At 29.1% G+C, this 22,892-nt stretch carries 14 protein-coding genes and 7 tRNA genes; 4 read left to right on the top strand and 17 right to left on the bottom strand.

Annotation, left to right across the window (positions count from 1 at the left end; genetic code table 11):
* The first annotated feature begins 4 nt into the window (after positions 1-4).
* Positions 5-1,660 (top strand): glutamine--tRNA ligase, encoded by a 1,656-nt coding sequence (gene glnS / locus MADAR_RS02120; protein ID WP_049779092.1) that lies wholly within the window; start codon positions 5-7, stop codon positions 1,658-1,660.
* Here the strand turns inward: glnS and rpoC are convergent.
* From rpoC to ileS, 16 genes are all read right to left on the bottom strand, one after another.
* Complete coding sequence (rpoC, locus tag MADAR_RS02125; protein ID WP_014158891.1) at positions 1,646-5,884, bottom strand: DNA-directed RNA polymerase subunit beta'; 4,239 nt, start codon at positions 5,882-5,884, stop codon at positions 1,646-1,648. The genes glnS and rpoC overlap by 15 nt on opposite strands.
* 22 nt (positions 5,885-5,906) lie before the next feature.
* On the bottom strand, positions 5,907-9,719 hold the full coding sequence (gene rpoB, locus MADAR_RS02130; RefSeq protein WP_041178000.1) for a DNA-directed RNA polymerase subunit beta: 3,813 nt from the start codon (positions 9,717-9,719) through the stop codon (positions 5,907-5,909).
* A 53-nt stretch (positions 9,720-9,772) separates the two neighbouring features.
* Positions 9,773-10,153, bottom strand: coding sequence for a 50S ribosomal protein L7/L12 (gene rplL / locus MADAR_RS02135; RefSeq protein ID WP_014158893.1), 381 nt, complete (start codon positions 10,151-10,153; stop codon positions 9,773-9,775).
* A 1-nt stretch (position 10,154) separates the two neighbouring features.
* On the bottom strand, positions 10,155-10,703 hold the full coding sequence (gene rplJ, locus MADAR_RS02140) for a 50S ribosomal protein L10 (RefSeq protein ID WP_014158894.1): 549 nt from the start codon (positions 10,701-10,703) through the stop codon (positions 10,155-10,157).
* Positions 10,700-11,413 (bottom strand): 50S ribosomal protein L1, encoded by a 714-nt coding sequence (rplA, locus tag MADAR_RS02145; protein WP_014158895.1) that lies wholly within the window; start codon positions 11,411-11,413, stop codon positions 10,700-10,702. Before rplA ends, rplJ begins: the two co-directional genes overlap by 4 nt.
* Before the next feature lie 8 nt (positions 11,414-11,421).
* Positions 11,422-11,853 (bottom strand): 50S ribosomal protein L11, encoded by a 432-nt coding sequence (gene rplK / locus MADAR_RS02150; RefSeq protein ID WP_014158896.1) that lies wholly within the window; start codon positions 11,851-11,853, stop codon positions 11,422-11,424.
* Entirely contained in the window at positions 11,853-12,410 is a 558-nt protein-coding gene (gene nusG, locus MADAR_RS02155) for a transcription termination/antitermination protein NusG (RefSeq protein WP_014158897.1), read from the bottom strand. The genes rplK and nusG overlap by 1 nt, the downstream gene beginning before the upstream one ends.
* 10 nt (positions 12,411-12,420) lie before the next feature.
* Complete coding sequence (gene secE, locus MADAR_RS02160) at positions 12,421-12,606, bottom strand: preprotein translocase subunit SecE (protein ID WP_014158898.1); 186 nt, start codon at positions 12,604-12,606, stop codon at positions 12,421-12,423.
* Positions 12,607-12,616: 10 nt separating this feature from the next.
* A tRNA-Trp gene (locus MADAR_RS02165) sits at positions 12,617-12,689 on the bottom strand.
* Between the two features lie 11 nt (positions 12,690-12,700).
* Complete coding sequence (gene tuf / locus MADAR_RS02170) at positions 12,701-13,891, bottom strand: elongation factor Tu (RefSeq protein ID WP_014158899.1); 1,191 nt, start codon at positions 13,889-13,891, stop codon at positions 12,701-12,703.
* 24 nt (positions 13,892-13,915) lie between these two features.
* Positions 13,916-13,987, bottom strand: a tRNA-Thr gene (locus MADAR_RS02175).
* Positions 13,988-13,993: 6 nt separating this feature from the next.
* A tRNA-Gly gene (locus tag MADAR_RS02180) sits at positions 13,994-14,070 on the bottom strand.
* A gap of 9 nt (positions 14,071-14,079) precedes the next feature.
* Positions 14,080-14,163, bottom strand: a tRNA-Tyr gene (locus MADAR_RS02185).
* Positions 14,164-14,175: 12 nt separating this feature from the next.
* Positions 14,176-14,249 (bottom strand) — tRNA-Thr (locus tag MADAR_RS02190).
* Positions 14,250-14,343: 94 nt separating this feature from the next.
* On the bottom strand, positions 14,344-14,973 hold the full coding sequence (locus MADAR_RS02195) for a lipoprotein signal peptidase (RefSeq protein WP_041178001.1): 630 nt from the start codon (positions 14,971-14,973) through the stop codon (positions 14,344-14,346).
* A 70-nt stretch (positions 14,974-15,043) separates the two neighbouring features.
* Complete coding sequence (gene ileS, locus MADAR_RS02200) at positions 15,044-18,484, bottom strand: isoleucine--tRNA ligase (RefSeq protein WP_014158901.1); 3,441 nt, start codon at positions 18,482-18,484, stop codon at positions 15,044-15,046.
* 94 nt (positions 18,485-18,578) lie between these two features.
* Between ileS and mutS the strand changes: the two genes are divergently transcribed.
* The 3 genes from mutS (at position 18,579) to MADAR_RS02215 (ending at position 21,312) form a co-directional block, all read left to right on the top strand.
* Entirely contained in the window at positions 18,579-21,131 is a 2,553-nt protein-coding gene (gene mutS / locus MADAR_RS02205; RefSeq protein ID WP_014158902.1) for a DNA mismatch repair protein MutS, read from the top strand.
* A 12-nt stretch (positions 21,132-21,143) separates the two neighbouring features.
* Positions 21,144-21,216: transfer RNA gene (locus MADAR_RS02210), tRNA-Gly, on the top strand.
* Between the two features lie 9 nt (positions 21,217-21,225).
* Positions 21,226-21,312 (top strand) — tRNA-Leu (locus tag MADAR_RS02215).
* Between the two features lie 4 nt (positions 21,313-21,316).
* Here MADAR_RS02215 and guaB read toward each other — a convergent pair.
* Positions 21,317-22,783 (bottom strand): IMP dehydrogenase, encoded by a 1,467-nt coding sequence (gene guaB, locus MADAR_RS02220; protein ID WP_014158903.1) that lies wholly within the window; start codon positions 22,781-22,783, stop codon positions 21,317-21,319.
* Positions 22,784-22,892: the final 109 nt, after the last annotated feature.

Raw genomic sequence — 22,892 nt, forward strand, 5'->3', positions numbered from 1 at the left:
CTTTATTGAAAAAATTATAGAAGAAGATATAAAAAATGGGTTTCCAATTGAAAAAATTAGATTTAGATTCCCACCAGAACCAAATGGTTATCTTCATATTGGACATGTTAAGGCCATGTATCTAAATTTTGAATTGGGAAAAAAGTATAAAGCTCCAGTAATTTTAAGATTTGACGATACCAATCCTATTGGAGAAGAAAATAAATTTATAGAATCTATAAAAAAAGATATACGATTTTTTGGCTTTGAATGGAGTCAAGAAGGTTATGCTTCGGATTATTTTCAAAAACTTTATGAATGGGCTATAAAACTTATTAAAATAAATAAAGCTTATGTGGATGATCAACCTAAAAATATAATACAATTACAAAGAAAAAATCCTTTTGAATATGGAATTCATAGTGATTATAGAAATAGATCCATCCAAAAAAATTTAGATTTATTTGAAAAAATGAAAAACGGTTTCTTTGAAGAAAAATCATGTGTATTAAGAGCAAAAATAAACATGAATTCTTCCAACATGAATATGAGAGATCCAATAATGTATAGAATATTAAAAAAAAAACATCATCGTACAAAAAACCAATGGTGTATTTATCCAACTTATGATTGGACTCATGGTCTATGTGATTATATTGAACAAATATCTCATTCATTATGTTCCTTAGAATTTGAAAATAGACGTCCTTTATACAATTGGTATCTAGATCAAATTTGTGAAAAAAATAAAATAAGACCTAAACAAATAGAATTTTCAAGATTAAACTTGAGTCATTCTATAACTAGTAAAAGAAAAATACAATACTTAATAGAAAAAAAAATAATACAATCCTGGGAAGATCCACGTCTTTTTACCATAGCTGGATTGCGTTGTAGAGGTTACACTGCTATAGCTATAAAAAATTTCATTCAAGAAATAGGAATCACAAAAAGAAATAATATTATTGACACATCTCTTTTAGAATTTAGAATTAGAGAACATTTGAATAAAATATCGCCTAGAGTAATGGTTGTATTAGATCCTATAAAACTTATCATTGATAATTATTCTTCCAATTATACTGAATGGGTTAATGCAGAAAATAATCCAGAAAATCCAAAATTTGGATGTAGAAAAATCCCTTTTTCTAAATTTTTATATATTGAAAAAAATGATTTTTTAGAAAAAAAAAGAAAAAAATTTTTTAGACTTTCAATTGGACAAGAAGTAAGACTTAAAAATGCTTACATTATTAAAGCCAATTCTATAGTAAAAGATTCTAATGAAAAAATTATAGAAATACATTGTTCCTATGATCCTACAAGCAAATCTGGTAAAAAAGTAAAAACGGAAAAAAAAGGAAGAATAAAAAGCACTTTACACTGGGTTTCTATCAAACATTCCATTCCTATACAAATACATCTATATTCTCCTCTTTTCTTAAAAAGAGATACAAATAAAAATTTTAAAAAATATATTAATCCAAAATCAATAGAAAAAATAATGGCTTATGCAGAACCATCCATTCGGAATGCAAAAAAAGGAGATCATTTCCAGTTCCAAAGAATTGGATATTTTTATGCAGATAATTACAATGATCAACTAGTTTTTCATAAGACAGTTTCTATTAAGGATAAATGGAACAAAATCAACAATAAATCTAAATCAGAAAATTTCTGATATAGTATTTTCATATTCTATTAAACCAGTTCCTGCAGGAATTTTATGACCTACAATAACATTTTCTTTTAATCCATATAAATTATCGGTTTTACTACTAATAGCTGCTTCACTTAAAACTTTTGTAGTTTCTTGAAAAGAAGCTGCAGATATAAAAGATTTAGTTTGTAAAGCTGCTCTTGTAATTCCCTGTAATATAGGTCTTGCCGTTGCTGGAATCGCATTTCTAGTTTTTATCAGTTTCTTCTTTTTATATTTTAAAACTGCATTTTCATTTCTAAAATCTCTACAACTAATCAGATCTCCAAATTGAAATATTTCAGAATCTCCAGGATCTTCAACCACTTTCATTCTAGATATTCTATCATTTTCTTCTATAAAATCATCTTTATATTCAATATTTCCTTCTAAAAATCTGGTATCTCCGACTTCTAGAACTTCTACCTTTCGCATCATTTGTAAAACAATTACCTCAAAATGTTTATCATTGATTTTTACTCCCTGCAAACGATATACTTCTTGTATTTCTTTAACTAAATATTCTTGAACTGCTCTAGCTCCTTGGATATTTAAAATATCATTTGGAGTAACAGCCCCATCTGATAAAGGCATTCCTGCCTTTACATAATCATTCTCTTGAACAAGAATCTGATTAGAAAGTTTAACGAGATATTTTCTAATTTCTCCTGTTTTAGACTCAACAATAATTTCTCTATTCCCTCTTTTTATTTTTCCATGACTTACTATTCCATCCATTTCTGATACTACAGCTGGATTAGAAGGATTACGAGCTTCGAATAATTCAGACAAACGAGGCAATCCACCTGTAATATCTCCAGATTTAGCAGATTTCCTAGGAACTTTCACCAAAATTTTTCCTACTTCTATTTCTTCTTTATCCTCTACCATTAAATGAGCACCTACCGGTAAATTATAGACTTTCAGTTCTTCATCATTATCATCAATGATTTTTAATGTTGGTATCAAATTCTTATTCCTTACTTCTGTAATAACTTTTTCTTTAAATCCAGTTTGTTCATCTATTTCTACTTGATAGGTAATTCCTTGTTCTAAATGTTGATAAGATATTCTTCCACTATATTCTGCTACAATAACAGCATTATACAAATCCCATTTACATATCTTATCTCCTTCTTTTAATTTATCACCAGATTTAACATATAAAGTAGATCCATAAGGAATATTATGAACCATTAAAATAGATGATTTATTTTGATTAAAAAGTTTCATTTCTGCAGAACGAGAGACTACAACATCTACTTTTTTTCCATAATCATTTTTTATTTGTACAACTTTCAAGTCTTCAAACTCTATAATTCCATCATATTTTGCTTGTATTTGTGAAGATTCTGTAATATTTCCAGCTGTTCCCCCAACATGAAAAGTTCTAAGAGTTAATTGAGTTCCAGGTTCTCCAATAGACTGAGCAGCAATAACTCCTACAGCTTCTCCTTTTTGAACTATTTTTCCTGTAGATAGATTTCTTCCATAACATTTAGAACAAATACCCATTTTAGATTCACAAGTGAGAGGAGAACGAACCTCCACAAATTCTATCCCAGACTTCTCAATTGTATACGCAATTTTTTCGTCAATTATTTCTCCAGAAGAAACTATTACTTGATTATTTTCAGGATGACAAACATCGTTTAAAGATATACGTCCTAAAATTCTATCGAATAACGTCTCAACTATTTCTTCATTTTTTTTTAAGGAATAAATTTTTAAACCACGCAAAGTTTTACAATCCTCCATTTTGATAATCACATCCTGTGCTGCATCGACTAAACGTCGTGTAAGATATCCTGCATCTGCAGTTTTTAGAGCTGTATCTGCTAATCCTTTGCGAGCTCCATGAGTAGATATAAAATATTCTAAAATAGAAAGTCCTTCTCTAAAGTTTGATAAAATCGGATTTTCTATAATCTCTCCACTAGAAGATCCTGCTTTTTGAGGTTTAGCCATCAAACCCCGCATTCCAGAAAGTTGACGAATTTGTTCCTTAGATCCTCTAGCTCCTGAATCCAACATCATGTACACAGGATTAAAACCCTGTTTATCCTCACGCATATGTTTCATTACTTTTTCTGTGAGCATAGAATTTGTGTTGGTCCATACATCAATAACTTGATTGTAACGTTCATTATTGGTTATTAAACCCATATTATAATTCATTTTTACATTATCAACTTGCTTGATAGCATGATCAACCATATCCTTTTTATCATCCGGTATAATAATATCCCCTAATCCAAAAGAAAGACCTCCTTTAAATGCATTATAGAATCCTAATTCTTTAATATCATCTAAAAATTTTGCAGTAGTAGGAACATCTGTAAAATGTAAAATTTTTCCTATAATCTCTCTTAAAGATTTTTTCGTAAGAGATTCGTTAATATATCCTACTTTTTTAGGAACAACTTTATTAAATAACACTCTCCCTACAGTAGTTTCTATCAATTGATTAGATAATGAATTATTATCTTTTCGAACAGATACTTTTACTCTAATTACGGCATGCAATTCTACTATATTTTGATTGTAAGCTATTTCTACCTCCTCTGAAGAATAAAAAGTAAGATTTTCTCCTTTTACTTTTCTATTATTTGAGGAATATAATGGTTTAGTCATGTAATACAATCCCAACACCATATCTTGAGATGGAACAGTTATAGGGGATCCATTAGCAGGATTCAATATATTTTGAGAAGCCAACATCAGGATTTGAGCTTCTAAAATAGCTCCAGGAGACAAAGGCAAATGTACGGCCATTTGATCTCCATCAAAATCTGCATTAAAAGCTGCACAAACTAAAGGATGTAATTGAATAGCTTTTCCTTCTATTAATTTAGGTTGAAAAGCTTGAATACCCAATCTATGTAAGGTAGGAGCTCTATTCAACAATACAGGATGACCTTTCAATACATTTTCCAAAATATCCCATATCATGGGATCTCTTTTATCAATAATTTTTTTAGAAGATTTTACAGTTTTTACTATTCCTCTTTCAATCAATTTTCTTATAACAAAAGGTTTATAAAGCTCTGCAGCCATATCTTTAGGAAGTCCACATTCATGCAATTTTAAATGAGGCCCTACTACAATAACTGAACGAGCAGAATAATCTACTCTTTTTCCAAGAAGATTCTGTCTAAAACGACCTTGTTTTCCTTTTAAAGAATCCGATAAAGATTTTAAAGGACGATTAGCTTCAGACTTTACTGCAGAAACTTTTCTTGAATTATCAAAAAGAGAATCTACAGCTTCTTGAAGCATTCTCTTTTCATTTCTAAGAATCACTTCAGGAGCTTTAATCTCTATAAGTCGTTTCAAACGATTATTCCTTATAAGAACACGACGATACAAATCTGTCATATCAGAAGCTGCATAACGACCTCCATCCAAAGGGACCAAAGGACGTAATTCAGGAGGAATAACAGATAAAACATGAATAATCATCCAAGAAACATTTCCTCCATTTTTTTTACCTTCTCTAAATGATTCTACTATTTGTAAGCGTTTTAATGCTTCAGTTTTTCTTTGTTTTGACGTTTCATTTTTAGCTTGATTTCTTAATTCAAAAGATAAAACATCTAAATCTAGACGATTTAAAAGATCCTCTATACAATCTGCTCCCATTTTAGCTATAAATTTATTTGGATCTGCATCCTCTAAAAACTGATTTTCTTTTGGAAGTTTTTGTAAAACAGATAAATATTCTTCTTCTGTAAGAAAATCTCCTTTTTGTAAACTAGTTCCATCTTTACGAGATGCTATCCCACCTTGTATTACCACATACCGTTCATAATAAATGATCATATCCAGCTTTTTAGATGGGTAACCTAATAAATAGCCTATTTTGTTAGGGGAAGAACGAAAACACCAAATATGAACTACAGGAACAACAAGACTAATATGTCCCATACGTTCCCTCCTCACTTTTTTCTCAGTAACTTCAACTCCACATCTATCACAAACAATTCCTTTGTAACGAATTCTTTTATATTTTCCACAAGCACATTCATAATCTTTGACTGGACCAAAAATACGTTCACAAAAAAGACCATCTCTCTCAGGTTTATGAGTTCTGTAATTGATTGTTTCTGGTTTTAAAACTTCTCCATGAGATTCTTTTAATATAGATTCTGGAGATGCCAACCGAATTGTAATTTTTTTAAATCTATTATTTTTTTTTCTATTCATTTTTTATAACGGATAATAATTTTTACTCTTCTAAATTAATATCCAAACCTAATCCTTTCAATTCATAACATAAAACATTAAAAGATTCTGGATTATTTGGTTCTGGCATAGGATCTCCTTTAACTATTGCTTCATAAGTTTTAGCCCTTCCTATAACATCATCTGATTTCACCGTTAATATTTCACGTAATATATTGGAAGCTCCAAAAGCTTCTAAAGCCCAAACTTCCATTTCTCCAAAACGTTGACCTCCGAATTGAGATTTCCCTCCTAAAGGTTGTTGAGTAATAAGAGAATAAGGACCTATAGAACGAGCATGCATTTTATCATCTACCATATGACCAAGCTTTAACATATATATGACTCCTACTGTTGCAGGTTGATCAAATCTCTCTCCAGTTCCTCCATCAAACAAATAGGTTGTTCCAAAACGAGGAATTTCAGCTTTATCCGTATATTCCGATATTTTTTCTATGCTAGCTCCATCAAATATAGGTGTAGCAAATTTAGTATTTAACTTATATCCCGCCCAACCTAATACTGTTTCATATATCTGTCCAATATTCATCCTAGACGGAACTCCTAATGGATTTAAAACAATATCTACGGGACTTCCATCTTCTAAAAATGGCATATCTTCTTCACGAAGGATACGCGCTACTACTCCTTTATTTCCATGCCTACCAGCCATTTTATCTCCTACTTTTAACTTTCTTTTTTTTGCAATATAAACTTTAGCCATTTTTACAATACCGGAAGGTAATTCATCTCCAACCGTAATAGAAATTTTTTTATGTTTCAAAACACTATTTAAATCATTAACCGAAATCTCATAATTGTGTAATACTTCCGATACAAGATTATTGGTTTCTACATCATCAGTCCAATTGTATGGATCTATTACTGAATAATCCGATATTCTATTAAGTAATTTTAAGGTAAATTTAGTTCCTTTCTCTATTATTTTTCTTTCATTATTCCAAAATATTTTTTTAGAAATCTTTCCATGCAAAATAGTACACAATTTTTGTAATAACTTATTTCTTAAATCCGAAAATTTTTTATTGTGTTCTTTTTCTAGACGTTCTATCTGCATTCTATCCTTAGCTCTAGATTTTTTATCTTTTATGCTTCTAGTAAATAGTTTTGTATCAATTACAACTCCAAATAAGGAAGGTTCTGCTCTTAAAGAAGCATCTTTTACATTTCCTGCTTTATCTCCAAAAATAGCTCTTAATAATTTTTCTTCTGGAGTAGGATCAGATTCTCCTTTTGGAGTTATTTTTCCAATAAGTATATCACCAGGTTTCACTTCGGCTCCAACACGAATAATCCCATTTTCATCCAAATTTTTAGTAGCTTCTTCACTAACATTGGGAATGTCATTGGTTAATTCTTCCATTCCTAATTTTGTATCACGGACATCTAAAGAATACTCCTCTATATGAATAGACGTAAACCAATCTTCACTCACTACCTTTTCTGAAATAAGTACTGCATCTTCAAAATTGTATCCATTACAAGGAATAAAAGCAGCTCTTAAATTCCTTCCTAAAGCCAATTCTCCATTTTCAGTAGCATATCCTTCACACAATATTTGTCCTTTTACTATTCTCATTCCTTTTTTAACAATAGGTTTTAAATTGATACATGTATTTTGATTGGTTTTTCTAAATTTGATCAAATCATAAACCAGAATTTCAGAATCAAAACTCACCATAGATTCTTTTTCCGTTTGATCATAACGAATAATTATTTTTCTTGCATCAATGTATTCTACTATTCCATTACTTCTTGCATTAATTAAAATACGAGAATCCCTTGCTACTACTTTTTCTAATCCTGTTCCTACAATAGGTTGTTCAGGTTTCAATAGTGGAACGGCTTGACGCATCATATTGGATCCCATAAGTGCTCTATTCGCATCATCATGTTCCAAAAAAGGAATTAAAGAAGCAGATATGGAGGCTATTTGATTGGGATAAACATCTACATAATCTACTTGTTCCGGTTTTACTATTGGAAAATCTCCATCTTCACGAGCTATAATTCTATCAGAAATAAAATTACCATATCTATCTACAGCATTGGCTTGTGCGATAATTTTTCCTTCTTCCTCTTCTGCACTTAAATATTTTACCTTAGATTTAAAATCTACTTTTCCATTTTTTGTTGACCTATAAGGAGTTTCTACAAAACCCATTTTATTTACCTTTGCAAAAACAGAAAGAGAAGAAATTAATCCAATATTTGGCCCTTCTGGAGTTTCAATAGGGCATAACCTTCCATAATGAGAATAATTCACATCTCTTACTTCAAACCCCGCTCTTTCCCTAGATAATCCTCCAGGACCTAAAGCCGATAATCTTCTTTTGTGTGTTATTTCAGACAATGGATTAGTCTGATCCATAAATTGAGATAATTGATTGGTTCCAAAAAAAGTATTTATAACGGAAGATAACGTTTTAGAATTAATCAAATCTATTGGCATAAAAACCTCATTATCTCGAACATTCATACGTTCTCTAATAGTTCTAGACATCCTGGATAAACCAATACTAAATTGAGTATAAAGTTGTTCTCCTACAGTTCTAACACGTCTATTGGACAAATGATCTATATCATCTACCTCTCTTTTAGAATTAAACAAAGCATTCAAATGTTCAACTATAGCAATAATATCCTCTTTAGTCAACACTAAGTGATTTGGATCAATATTTAAACCAAGACGTTTATTTAATCGATATCTCCCTACAGGTCCTAAACTATATCTAGAATCGGAAAAAAATAGCTTATCGATAATTCCTCTAGCTGTTTCTTCATCTGGTGGATCTGTATTCCTAAGTTGTCTATATATATATTCTACCGCTTCCTTTTCCGAATTTGTAGGATCTTTTTGCAAGGTATTATAAATAATAGAATAGTCTTTCTTCTTTCCACTTTCTTTATGCAACCAAATTATTTTGATCTTATGTTGAATAATTAGATCAATATGCTCTTTTTTTAGAATAACATCTCTATCTATTAGAATTTCATTTTTTTCTATGGATATAACTTCTCCTGTTTCTTCATCCACAGAATCTTCATGCCAAATATTCAATATTCTAGCAGCTAAAATTCTGTTCAAAATATTCTTTTTATTTTCTTCATTAACTTCAAATTCTTCTGCTAAATCAAATATTTCTAATATATTTTTGTCTCTTTCATATCCAATAGCACGCAATAAAGTTGTCATTGGTAATTTTTTCTTTCTATCAATATACGCATACATAACATTGTTAATGTCTGTAGCAAATTCAATCCAAGAACCTTTAAAAGGAATAACTCTTGCAGAATATAATTTTGTTCCATTTGCATGATGAGATTGTCCAAAAAAGACACCAGGAGAACGATGTAATTGAGAAACAATTACACGTTCCGATCCATTAAAAATAAAAGATCCAGAAGGAGTCATATAGGGATAATTTCCTAAATAAACATCTTGATATACAGTTTCAAAATCCTCATGTTCTGGATCCGTACAATACAGTTTCAATTTTGCCTTTAAAGGAACACTATAAGTCAACCCCCTTTCAATACATTCTTCTATAGAATATCTAGGATAATCTATAGAATATCCTTTAAATTCTAAAACAAAGGAATTCCTTGCATCAGAAATTGGAAAATTTTCTGTAAAAGCTTTAAATAATCCTTCGTTTTTTCTTTCTTCCGGTTTTGTATCAATTTGAAAAAACTCTTTAAAAGATTTTATTTGAATATCCAAAAAATCAGGATACTCTACTTTTTCTTTCACTGATGCAAAAGTAATTCTTTCTGATTCTTTTTCTGTATTCACCAAATCTTACAGTATTTTAAACTTTTATAAAAAAAAACCAAAAATTATATTTTTTATTTCAATTCCACTTCAGCTCCTATTTCCTCAAGTCTCCTTTTTAAGTCTTCTGCTTCTTTTTTTCCAACAGATTCTTTGAGCACATTTGGAATATTATCCACCAATTCTTTGGACTCTTTAAGTCCTTTTCCAGTAATTTCTTTAACTAATTTTACAACAGCTAATTTAGAATTCCCTGATGATTTTAAAATTAAATCAAAAATATTCTTTTCTTCTTCTTTTTTTTCGGAATATTTTTCTTTATCAGAAGATGCTACTGATGAAACTAAAAGAGGATTAGTAGGTTCAATCCCATACTCTTTTTTTAAAAAAGAAGCTAATTCATTAACTTGTTTAATAGTAAGATTAACCAATTGTTCTGCTAACTTTTCTATCATTTTATTTCTTTTTTTTATTTTTACCTAAAGACAATATTCCTAGAATATTATGTATTTTATGTTCTCCTAATTTTAAATAAAAAAGGATATTTTCAATTGGATTTCGAAGGATATTCAAAATATCAATTATAAGATCTTTTTTAGACTTAATATTAAGCAATAGATCCAAATCTTTATTTCCAAAATAAAAACAGTCTTCCACATATGCTCCTTTCAAATAAGGTTTTTCTATTTTCTCTTTATAATGAAAATCTTTTATAACTCTTGATGGAGTACTTCCTAAAGTAGAAAATAAAATAGAGGTATTCCCATTTAATATAGGAAAAAAAGTATTGAATTTTTTATTGCAAATTTTTCCTAAAGCTTTTCTCAGTAAAGTATTTTTTACTACTTTCATTTTAACATTATATTCATGAAAATTTTTTCTAAGAATAGAAACTTGATTAGAATTTAAATCAGATATATCAATTAAATATATAGTAGCATTATTATTATCCGATAATAAAGAAATTAATTCTAATAGTTCTTTTCTTTTTTTTTCTTTCTTCATTCTTTTACAAAACTTTTAACATCCAAAGATATACTATTACTCATGGTAGTAGATAGATAAATACTTTTTATTCCTTTATAATAATAGGATTTACTACGGATAACACGAATAATTTTTTTCATCAAAGTCGTTAAATTATCCGATAAACATTTTGGAGAAAAAGAAACCCTTCCAATAGAAGTATGAATAATTCCAAAACGATCTACCTTAAACGATATTTTACCAGATTTAATTTCTTTAATGGATTTTCCTGGATTAGTAGATACTGTGTCCAATCTAGGATTCGGCATTAATCCTTTTGGTCCTAATATCTTTCCTATGGATACCAATTTATTCATAATTAATGGCATAGTAATTATAACATCTATTTCCATCCATCCAGATTTAATCTTTTCTATGTAATCATCTAATCCTACATAATTTGCCCCAGCTTCTTTAGATTCTAATTCTTTATCTTTAGTAACTAAAGCTAAAATACGAATATTTTTTCCTGTTCCATGTGGTAATCGAACAGTTTCTCGTCCCATTTGATTTGATGAGGAGGAAATATGTGGATCTATTCTTAAACGAACAGAAACATCCACAGATGCATCAAATTTAACAAAAGATATTTCTTTAACAAGAGAAGAAGCTTCTTCTAAAGAATATTTTCTCTTATTATCTATTTTTGCTAGAATTATTTTTCTATTTTTAGTTAATCTTATTGACAATGAAATTATTATTTATAAATTTCTATCCCCATAGAACGTGCTGTTCCAGATACCATGGATATAGCAGCTTCAATTGAGAAACAATTCAAATCTTCCATTTTATTTTCCGCAATTATTTTGATTTTATTCAAACTTATTTTTCCAATTTTAGAACGATTTGGTTCCTTAGATCCTTTCTCTAATTGTATTGCATTAAGTAACTGAATAGATACTGGAGGTTTCTTAATTACAAAATCAAAAGATTTATCTTCATATATAGTAAGGATCACTGGACATATTTTTCCATTCCATTCTTCTTTAGTTCGTAAATTGTACTGTTTACAGAATTCCATTATATTCACTCCAGAACTTCCTAAAATAGGACCAATAGGAGGAGAAGGATTTGCTTTTCCTCCAATTATATTTTGGATTTTTATTCTTTTTACTACTTTTTTATCCATTAAATCTTTTCTATTTGTGTAAAATTCAATTCTAATGGAGTCCTCCTCCCAAAAATTAAAACTGATAATTCTAGTTTTCTTTTTTCTTCATTAATTTTCTCTATAGTTCCATTGAATCCATTAAAAGGACCATCTATAACCTTGATCGTTTCCCCAATTACAAAAGGAATACTTATATTTTCATAGCTTTCTGATAATTGATCTATTTTCCCCAACATCTTATTCACTTCTTCTTTTCTCATTGGAATAGCGGAACCACCTTTTCCTTCACTTAAAAAATTAATAACACCGGGAACATTTTTAATGGCGTGTACAGCTTCTCCTTCCAGATTAGCTTCTATCATCACATATCCAGGATAATAAACTTTTTCCCTATGAATTTTTTTTCCCTTTCTCATTTGTATAACTTTTTCAATGGGAACCAAAACCTTTCCTATATGTTCTTGAAATCCATTATTTCTAATTTCATTCTCAATATATGATTTTATCTTATTTTCTTGACCACTAATGGTTTTTAGAACATACCATTTTCTTTCTAAACTTTCTAAATCACTCATCAATTTTTTTTTATAAGGAAAACAATTTTTTAATAAAAAAAATAAACAAACCATCTACACCATATAAAAACATAGATAGAAATATAGAAAAAAACGACACTATTAGTGTAGTAATTTGCAAATCTACCCACTTAGGCCATGTAATGCAATAAAAAAATTCATCATAAATCTCAAAAAAAAAATTATTTTTTTTCATATTTTATTTGCACGGATGGTAAGAATCGAACTTACGACCTTCGGTTTTGGAGACCGATGCTCTACCAACTAAGCTACATCCGTTTGATGAAATATCATCCATCCATAATTTTAATAACTTGTCCTGCTCCAACCGTTTTTCCTCCTTCACGAATAGCAAAACGTAAGTTTTCATTCAAAGCAACTGGCTGATGTAAATCTACTTCCATAGAAATATTATCCCCCGGCATAACCATCTCTACTCCTCCTAATAAATGAATCACCCCAGTAACATCTGTAGTTCTCAAATAAAATTGAGGACGATATTTATCATGAAAAGGAGTATGCCTACCTCCTTCCTCTTTTGTAAGTATATACACCTCAGCTCTAAATTTTTTGTGAGGGGTTATAGATCCTGGTTTTCCTATGACCATTCCACGTCTGATATCTTTTTTATCTATTCCACGTAATAGCAATCCTACATTATCACCTGCTTGACCTTTATCCAAAATTTTACGAAACATTTCCACTCCCGTGACTGTGGATGATAGTTTGATTTCTGCAAGACCTACAATATCTACCAAATCTCCTGTATTTATAATTCCACTTTCAATACGTCCTGTAGCTACAGTTCCCCTACCAGTTATGGTAAATACATCTTCTATAGGCATTAAAAATGGTTTATCCATTTCACGAACTGGTTCTGGAATATATTCATCTAAAATATTCATAAGTTCCTGAATTTTTTTAACCCATTTTTTATCTCCATTCAAAGCTCCTAAAGCGGATCCTTGTACAATAGGAATCTTATCCCCTTCATATTCATATTTAGAAAGCAATTCTCGTATTTCCATTTCCACCAATTCTAATAATTCTGGATCATCTACTTGATCTACTTTATTCATAAAAACAACTATTTTAGGAACTCCTACTTGACGTGCCAATAAAATGTGCTCCCTGGTTTGAGGCATAGGACCATCTGTAGCAGCCACTACCAAAATAGTTCCATCCATTTGAGCTGCTCCAGTAATCATATTTTTAATATAATCGGCATGTCCTGGACAATCGACATGGGCATAATGTCGTTTATTCGTTTCATACTCTACATGAGAAGTATTTATGGTAATTCCTCTAGCCTTCTCTTCTGGAGCATTATCAATTGCATCAAAACTTTTTTCCTCTGCCAATCCCATTTCTGATAATACTTTTGTAATAGCTGCTGTTAAAGTCGTTTTTCCATGATCCACATGACCTGTGGTCCCTATATTCAAATGTGGTTTGTCACGTTTAAATTTTTCTTTTGCCATGATTTTCTTAAATTTTTAATAGAAAGCCAATGGCGGGAATTGAACCCGTGACCTCTTTCTTACCAAGAAAGTGCTCTCCCACTGAGCTACATTGGCCATAAATGGAGCGGAAGACGGGATTCGAACCCGCGACATTCAACTTGGAAGGCTGATGCTCTAACCAACTGAGCTACTTCCGCAATTAAAAATGGGGAGAGCAGGATTTGAACCTGCGAAGGCAAAGCCAACAGATTTACAGTCTGTCCTCGTTAACCATACTTGAGTATCTCCCCAAAAAAAAAATAAGCCGGAGGAGGGATTCGAACCCACGACACCGAGATTACAAATCACGTGCTCTGACCATCTGAGCTACACCGGCTATTTCATGATCAACACAATTGTTCACTAACAATGGAAATCAGGTGGATACAAATCTATAGAGATTTTTATAATTCTCAAAAAAATAATGAGAATTATAAAATCTTTACATGTTTAATCTTTTTTTTAAAAATTAACAATAAAATAAAACCAATAAATATTACAAAATCGGATAAATTAAAAACAGGTCTAAAGAATTTAAAATTATAACCCCCAAAAAGTGGAATACAATAGGGAATATAAAAATCAATTATAGGAAAATAAAACATATCTACTACGCATCCTTCCATAAAGGAAGCATATCCACCAACTCCACTAACAAAACTTTTCCAAGAACGTATCTTAGAAATTCCTGAATAGGCGATCCATTTATGATCTTCTCTATTATAAACGGTTCCTGTATCAAATAATAAACCATAAAAAATACTATCCAAAAGATTGCCTATAGCTCCTGAGAGGATAAAAACAACAGGAACCATCAAATAATTCGAAGATTTATTTTTTACATTTTTATAAATAAAAAAAAATAAAAATAAAACAAAAATAAAACGAAAAACACTTAATAAAATTTTTCCAAAATATCCAGGAGCAAGATGAATTCCATAAGCCATTCCAGGATTTTCTATAAATAAAATCCAAAAAAAGGGAAATATGGAAAAGCCACTTCCAAGTTCAAAATGAGTTTTTATATAAATTTTTAAGATCTGATCTATAAATAGAATGATAAAAAAAAAATTTTATTCAAAATTTATTGTTTTAAAAACGCAATAAAACGTTCTTTAAAATACACCCTTTTTATTCTCTTCTAATCAATATGTATATTGAATCTTTTTCAAAATCTACCTTAATTCCTTTTCTTTTTATATTTTCTTCCAATACAAGATCTACAGAAAGAGTTTCTTGACAAATAAACTCTTTGTTCTTATGGATGATAGATTGTATTTTTTGAATAGCGTTTATATATAAGAATATTTTATCAATCACCTTGTATTTACACTTTTTTCTCAATTTTTGTATATGTCTAATTATTTCTCTTATCAAACCTTCTTCCCAAAGAAAACTCGTAATTTCCAAATCTAAAGCTATAGTCAATTCATTATCGAATAGGATAGACCAATTCCCAATGAATTCAGTAGTAATTTTAACATCTTTTAAAAAAAGTGCGATTTTTTCTCCTTGAAAAGAAAAAATATATTTTTTTTTTAGTTCTATTTCTTGAATATTCTCCTGAGAAAATTTTTTTATTATTTCAGATATTTCCTTGGTTTTATTTCCAAATCTAGGACCCAAAGATCTATAATTTGGTTGAATATGTTTTACTAATTTTAAATATTTGTGAGGATCCGTAAATTCAATGTTTTTTACATTGATTTCTTGTTTAAGAATATCATATGTTTTTTGTTGTAATCCCAAACGTATTTTTTCATCATGAATCAAAATGAGCAATCTTTGCAGAGGTTGACGAATCTTTATCCCATTTTTTTTTCTTATAGAGAAAACCATAGTAGTAATCTTTTGAACTAAAAGCATACGTTTTTCTAAATCTTCATTGACCAAACTAGAATTAAAATCTGGAAAACTAGTCAAATGAATGCTTTCAAAGTTCTCTTTTCTTGTAATAGAATTGAGATCTATATACAATTTTTCAGAAAAAAATGGAGCAATAGGAGATAATAATTTGGAAATAGTAATCAAACATTTATAAAGTATTTGATATGCCGAAATTTTATTTTTTGTATATTCTTCTTTCCAAAATCTTCTACGACATAACCTTACGTACCAATTACTTAACTTTTCTAATACAAAAAATAAAATAGTACGAGCAGCTTTGGTGGGATTGTAATCTGAATAGGATTCATCCACTATTTTAATCATCGTATTTAATTCAGAAAGGATCCAAAGATCTAATTCTGTATAATTTTCTAAAGAACAATCCTCTTCTTGATAAGAAAAACCATCTATATTAGCATACAAAACAAAAAAAGAATAAACATTATAAAGTGTCCCAAAAAATTTATTGATTCCTATATGAATTCCTTTGATGTCGAATTTTAAATTTTCCCAAGGTTCAGAATTAAATACAATATACCAACGTATTGCATCAGGTCCATAATGCTCTATTAAATCAAAAGGGTTTATAGTATTTCCTTTACTTTTAGACATTTTATGTCCTTTTTTATCCAAAACCAAACCGGTAGATACAACATTTTTATATGCTACAGAATTAAACAATAAAGAACTGATAGTATGCAAGGTAAAAAACCACCCTCTTGTTTGATCTATTCCTTCTGCAATAAAATCTGAAGGAAAAAATAGACATTGATCAATATATTCCTTATTCTCAAATGGATAATGAAATTGAGCATATGGCATAGCTCCAGAATCAAACCATACATCTATTAAATAAGGCTCTCTTTTCATTGGAATTCCTCTACTAGAAACCAATACAATTTGGTCTATAAAAGGTCGATGTAAATCGATTTTTTCATAATTTTCATCTTTCATATCATCAGGAATAAAATTTTCCAAAATATTATGAGACATAAATCCATATTCAATAGACTTTTTAATTTCTAGAATCAATTCTTTAATTGATCCTATAACTAATTCTTCTTTTCCATCTTTTGTTCTCCAAATTGGTAAAGGAGTCCCCCAATATCTAGTACGTGATAAATTCCAATCTTTTATATTTTTTAACCAGGAATAAAAACGTTTTTTTCCTATAAATTTAGGATACCAATTGATTTCTTTATTCAAAAAAATTAATTTTTCTTTTGATTTTGTTGTTTGGATGAACCATGATTCTAAAGGATAATAAATAATTGGTTTCTCAGTCCTCCAACAGTGTGGATAAAAATGTGTATACATTTCTACTTGGAAAACTTTTTTTTCTTTTTCAAGAAAAGAAACAATCTCTTGATCGACTGAAACGGATTTTGTATTTCTTTTTGGATCGAAATCATTTTTTACGTATTTTCCCCCAAATCCATGAGGATAACTATCCAAAAATCTCCCTTGCATATCCACTAGAGGAACAGGAATATTTTCTTTGTTTAATACCAACATAGATGGGATTTTATTTCTTCTAGCTACCGTTGAATCATCGATACCAAATGTAGGAGCTATATGAACAATTCCAGTTCCTTCCATTTCATTTACAAAATGACCTTCTACAACTTGAAAAGCGTTTTCTTCTTTTTTATAAGGTTTAAACCAAGGCAATAATTGTTCGTATCGGCTTTTAATGAGTTTATTTCCTTTAAATTTATATGCAATAAAATAAGGGATTTTATTATCTTTCTTTTCAATATTTAATTGATCCAATTCATAATTATTAGATACGGGATAAAATTTATTTGGCAATAATATTTTATGAATCAATTTTTCAGCAAAAATAATATTTTCCTTTGAAAAAGAATAGGAACAATAAGTTCTAACTAAAACATAATCTATGTTAGATCCAATAGCTAATGCTGTATTGGATGGAATAGTCCAAGGAGTTGTAGTCCAAACAATTAAATATGTATTCCCTGAAAATTCTTGAATCTCTTTTGGTAAAGTTTTTTTTTTAGTTTTAAATTTTAAAATAGGAGCTATTTGTTTTACCTTCTTATAGGTACCTGGCATATTCAATTCATGATAACTTAATCCTGTTCCTGCGGAAGGGGAATAGGGTTGAATGGTATAATCGGGATAAAGAATTTTTTTATGATATAGTTTTTTTATCAACCACCATACACTCTCTATATATTTTGTATTGTATGTAATGAATGGTTTTTCTAAATCCAGCCAATACCCCATTTTTTCCGTAAATTCCATCCATTTTTTCATAGAATCATTAACAAAACATTTACAAATTCTATTATACTTTTCTATGCTAATACTTTTTCCTATATCGTTTTTAGTAATTCCTATTTTTTTTTCTACATTTAATTCAATAGGTAATCCATGAGTATCCCATCCAGATTTTCTAATAACTTTTTTTCCTTTAAGAGTATGATATCTACAAAATATATCTTTTATCGTTCTGGATACTGTATGATGTATTCCAGGTTGACCATTTAAAGAAGGAGGCCCTTCATACAAAACATAACAACTATATTTTTTATTTTTACTAAAAATATTTCTAGATTGAAAACTTTTTTGAAATATTTTGTTTTTTTTCCAAAATTTATCTATTTCTCTATAAATCTCTTTGAGATCCAATTTTTTGTATTCTTTAAACCTTTTTGACATAATGAATTATAATTCAAAAACAAGGTTTTTTTATTGATTTACTCAATCCAACTTCATCAAAAGAATCCCTTATTTTAAAAATTTTACACTAGGTATGAACAAAAACAAAAATTCTTTAAAAAAAGAAGATACTCCTTTGATCAAGCAATATAATGATATAAAATCTAAATATCCAAATACTATACTGTTATTTCAAGTAGGAGATTTTTATGAAATTTTTGGAGATGATGCTATAAAATGTTCTAAAATATTGGATATAGTTTTGACTAAACGATCCAATAATAAAAATACCATTATTCATTTAGCAGGATTTCCTTATCATTCTTTAAATACTTATTTACCAAAATTAATACGATCAGGACATCGTGTAGCTATTTGTGATCAACTAGAGGAAGCAAAAAAAGGAAAAAATAATATAGTAAAAAGAGGAGTAATAGAATTAGTGACTCCAGGAACGGCTATAGATGAAAATATTTTACAAACTAAATCAAATAATTTTTTAGCTTCCATTCATGTGGGGAAAAAAAAATTAGGATTAAGTTTTTTAGATATTTCTACAGGAGAATTTTTTGTAACAGAAGATAAAAAAGAAAATATCCTGCAATATTTAAAACATTTTAATCCAAGTGAAATTCTTTTCCAGAAAAAAGAAAAAAAGTTTTTTGAAGAGTTTTTAAAAGACAAATATTATACTTTTTTAATAGAAGATTGGATATTCAATTATTCATTTTCTTATGAAAAATTAATTTCTCATTTTCAAACAAATTCTTTAAAAGGATTTGGAATAGATGATTTAAAATTAGGAATTACTGCGTCTGGCGTTATATTAAACTATTTATATGAAACTCAACACTATAAAATAAAACATATTTACAATATAAAAAAAATAAAAAAAGAGGATCATTTATGGATCGATGATTTTACCTTTCGAAATTTAGAAGTATTCCGTTGTTTTAACAAACAAGGAGTCTCCCTAATTGATATCATCGATAAAACAAACACTCCTATGGGAGGAAGATTATTAAAACATTGGATTCATTTTCCTCTAATAGACATTATTCATATAGAAAAACGTCATAGAATAGTAGAAGAACTTTTTTCTAATGTTTCTATTCGTACTTTTCTCCAAAAAGAACTTAAGGAAATCTATGATATAGAACGAATCATTTCTAAAATGTCTATTGAAAAAATTTCACCACGTGAAGTAATTACATTATATAAATCTTTAATGTCCATTGTAAGAATACAAAAAAAATTCTTATCCAATCAAAAATCTAAAATTTTTTTAGAAATTGGAAATTCATTCCAAGATTGTAACATAATATCTAAAAAAATTGTAAATACAATACATCAAGATCCTCCACATCATATTGAAAAAGGAAATGTAATAGTAAAAGGGTTTTCTAAAGAATTGGATGAAATTCGTCATTTATATTTTTCCAAAAAAGAATATTTAGAACAACTATGTTCCATCGAACAATTCAATACAGGTATTCATAATTTGAAAATTGGTTATAACAATATTTTTGGATATTTTTTTGAAGTAAGAACTTCAAAAAAAGATAAAGTTCCATCTCATTGGATACGAAAACAAACATTAACTAATTCTGAACGATATACTACCGAAAAATTAAAGAATTATGAGGCGCAAATTTTAAATGCAGAACAAAAAATACTTTCTATTGAAAAAGAAATTTTTCATAATTTAATCAATCAATTGTTAAAATATATAAAACCCCTACAAGAAAATGCAAAAATAATTGCAGAATTGGATGTATTATATTCATTTTCTATTTCTGCATTAGAAAATAATTATGTAAAACCAAAGGTCAATCATTCGTTTGGTTTATGTATAAAAAAAGGAAGACATCCTGTTATTGAAAGACAATTTCTATCAACCACATCATATATTCCTAATGATATAATTTTAAATAAGCTGAATCAACAAATATTGATAATAACGGGGCCTAATATGTCCGGAAAATCAGCCATTCTTCGTCAAACGGCTCTTATTATATTAATGGCTCACATAGGAAGTTTTGTCCCAGCTCAATATGCAGAAATAGGTTTAATAGATAAAATATTTAGCAGGGTAGGAGCATCCGATAATATTTCTTTAGGAGAATCTACTTTTATGGTAGAAATGAATGAAACCGCAAATATATTAAATAATCTTTCTAAAAGAAGTTTTCTTATCTTAGACGAAATAGGAAGAGGAACCAGCACTTATGATGGAATTTCAATTGCTTGGTCTATTGTGGAATTTTTACACAAAAGTCATTTTCAACCCCTTACTTTATTTGCTACTCATTATCATGAATTAAATAAAATGAGTTTTTCTTTTAAAAGAATTAAAAATTATCATGTTTATGTAAAAGAAATTGATGAAAATATTATTTTTATGCGCAAAATGATTGAGGGAGGAAGCGAACATAGTTATGGAATTCACGTTGCTAAAATTTCAGGAATGCCTATAGCAGTTATTCATAGAGCAAAAGAAATATTAAAAAAATTGAATGAAAAAAATTATAAAAAATCTTTTTTATCCAAAAAAAAAGCCTATTTTTTATTGAGAGAGATAACAAACGTTTTGAATGAAATGGATATTGATTCTCTTAATTCCATAGATGATGAAAATAAAAAATAAAGGTTTTTATTCGCGAGAATAGCTCAGTTGGTAGAGCACGACCTTGCCAAGGTCGAAGTCGCGGGTTCGAATCCCGTTTCTCGCTTCCATATTAGCCTGGGTGGTGGAATTGGTAGACACACAGGACTTAAAATCCTGTGATCATTATACGATCGTACGGGTTCAAATCCCGTCCCAGGTATTTTTTATTTTATACAATAATTGAAATAATTGGGAGATTCTTTCGTTATACTCACACTATGTGGATGATTCTCTTTTAATCCAGAATTTGTGATCCTTACAAATTTTCCCATTATCATCAATTCTTTAATGGTTGATACTCCACAATAACCCATTCCAGAACGTAATCCTCCACATATCTGATAAATAACATCTTTCATTGCCCCTCTATAAGGAACTCTTGCTTCTATTCCTTCTGGAACATACTTTTCGTTAAAATGAAAATAACGATCTCCACTTCCTTTTTTCATAGACACTAAAGACCCCATACCTACATATGTTTTAAACTTTCTTCCTTGAAAAATAATTTCTTCTCCCGGGGCTTCATCTGTTCCTGCAAATAAACTACCAATCATCACAGAACTTGCTCCAGCAGCAATAGCTTTTACTATATCTCCTGAATATCTTATTCCACCATCAGAAATAACATTAACATTTCTTGTTTTTGCATATTCATAAACATCATTGATGGCAGTAATTTGAGGCATTCCAACACCAGCTATAACTCTTGTTGTACAAATAGAACCGGATCCTATTCCTACTTTTAAAATAGTAGATCCCGCATCTATCAAATCTTTTGCAGCTTTCCTAGTTACAACATTACCAGCTACTAAGGTTAATTTTGGAAAATTATTTCGAATAGATTTTATTGTTTTCAACACCCCAATAGAATGACCATGAGCCGAATCTATAACGATCAGATCTACACCAAATTTCATTAGGGCTTCTACTCTATCTAAAGTATTTTTATCCGTTCCTACAGCTGCTCCTACACGTAAACGACCTTTGGAATCTTTACAGGCATTGGGATATTCTATTAAATTATCTATATCTCTAATTGTAATTAAACCTACTAATTTTTGAAAATCATCTACAATAGGTAATTTTTCTATTCTTTCTTTCAAAAGAATATTTTTTGCTTTTTCTAGAGTTATATTTTTTTTGGTAGAAGTGATCAAATTTTCTTTTGTCATCACATCTTCTACCAAGGAATCTAAATCCATACGATACTTGATATCTCTATTGGTTATAATTCCAACTAAAGTATGATCTTTTTCAACAACAGGAAGTCCAGAAATATGATAGGTATTCATAAGGAATCGTGCTTCTCGAAGTGTAGAATTTCTAGAAAGGGTTATTGGATCATCTATCATTCCACTTTCACTTCTTTTTACCTTATAAACTTCCTCTGATTGATTTTTGATATTCATATTCTTATGAATAATTCCTATACCTCCTTCTCTAGCTATGGATATAGCTAAAGAAGATTCCGTCACTGTATCCATAGCAGAACTTAATATAGGAATATTTAGTGTAATATCAAACGTTAAAGAAGTCTTAAGAGATACTTCTGATGGAAGAATTGAAGAATAAGATGGAACTAGTAATACATCATCAAAAGTTAAGGCTTCTTTTAAAATCTTTTTATTCATAATATTTAAATTTTTTTTCTATAATTTTTATTAAAAAAATATATAATATCCTTATTTTCAAGGAAAAAATAAAAGTCCAAACCTATGTGTAACATTCCATCATTCATTC

It is taken from the genome of Blattabacterium sp. (Mastotermes darwiniensis) str. MADAR, assembly GCF_000233435.1.
Lineage (GTDB): Bacteria > Bacteroidota > Bacteroidia > Flavobacteriales > Blattabacteriaceae > Blattabacterium.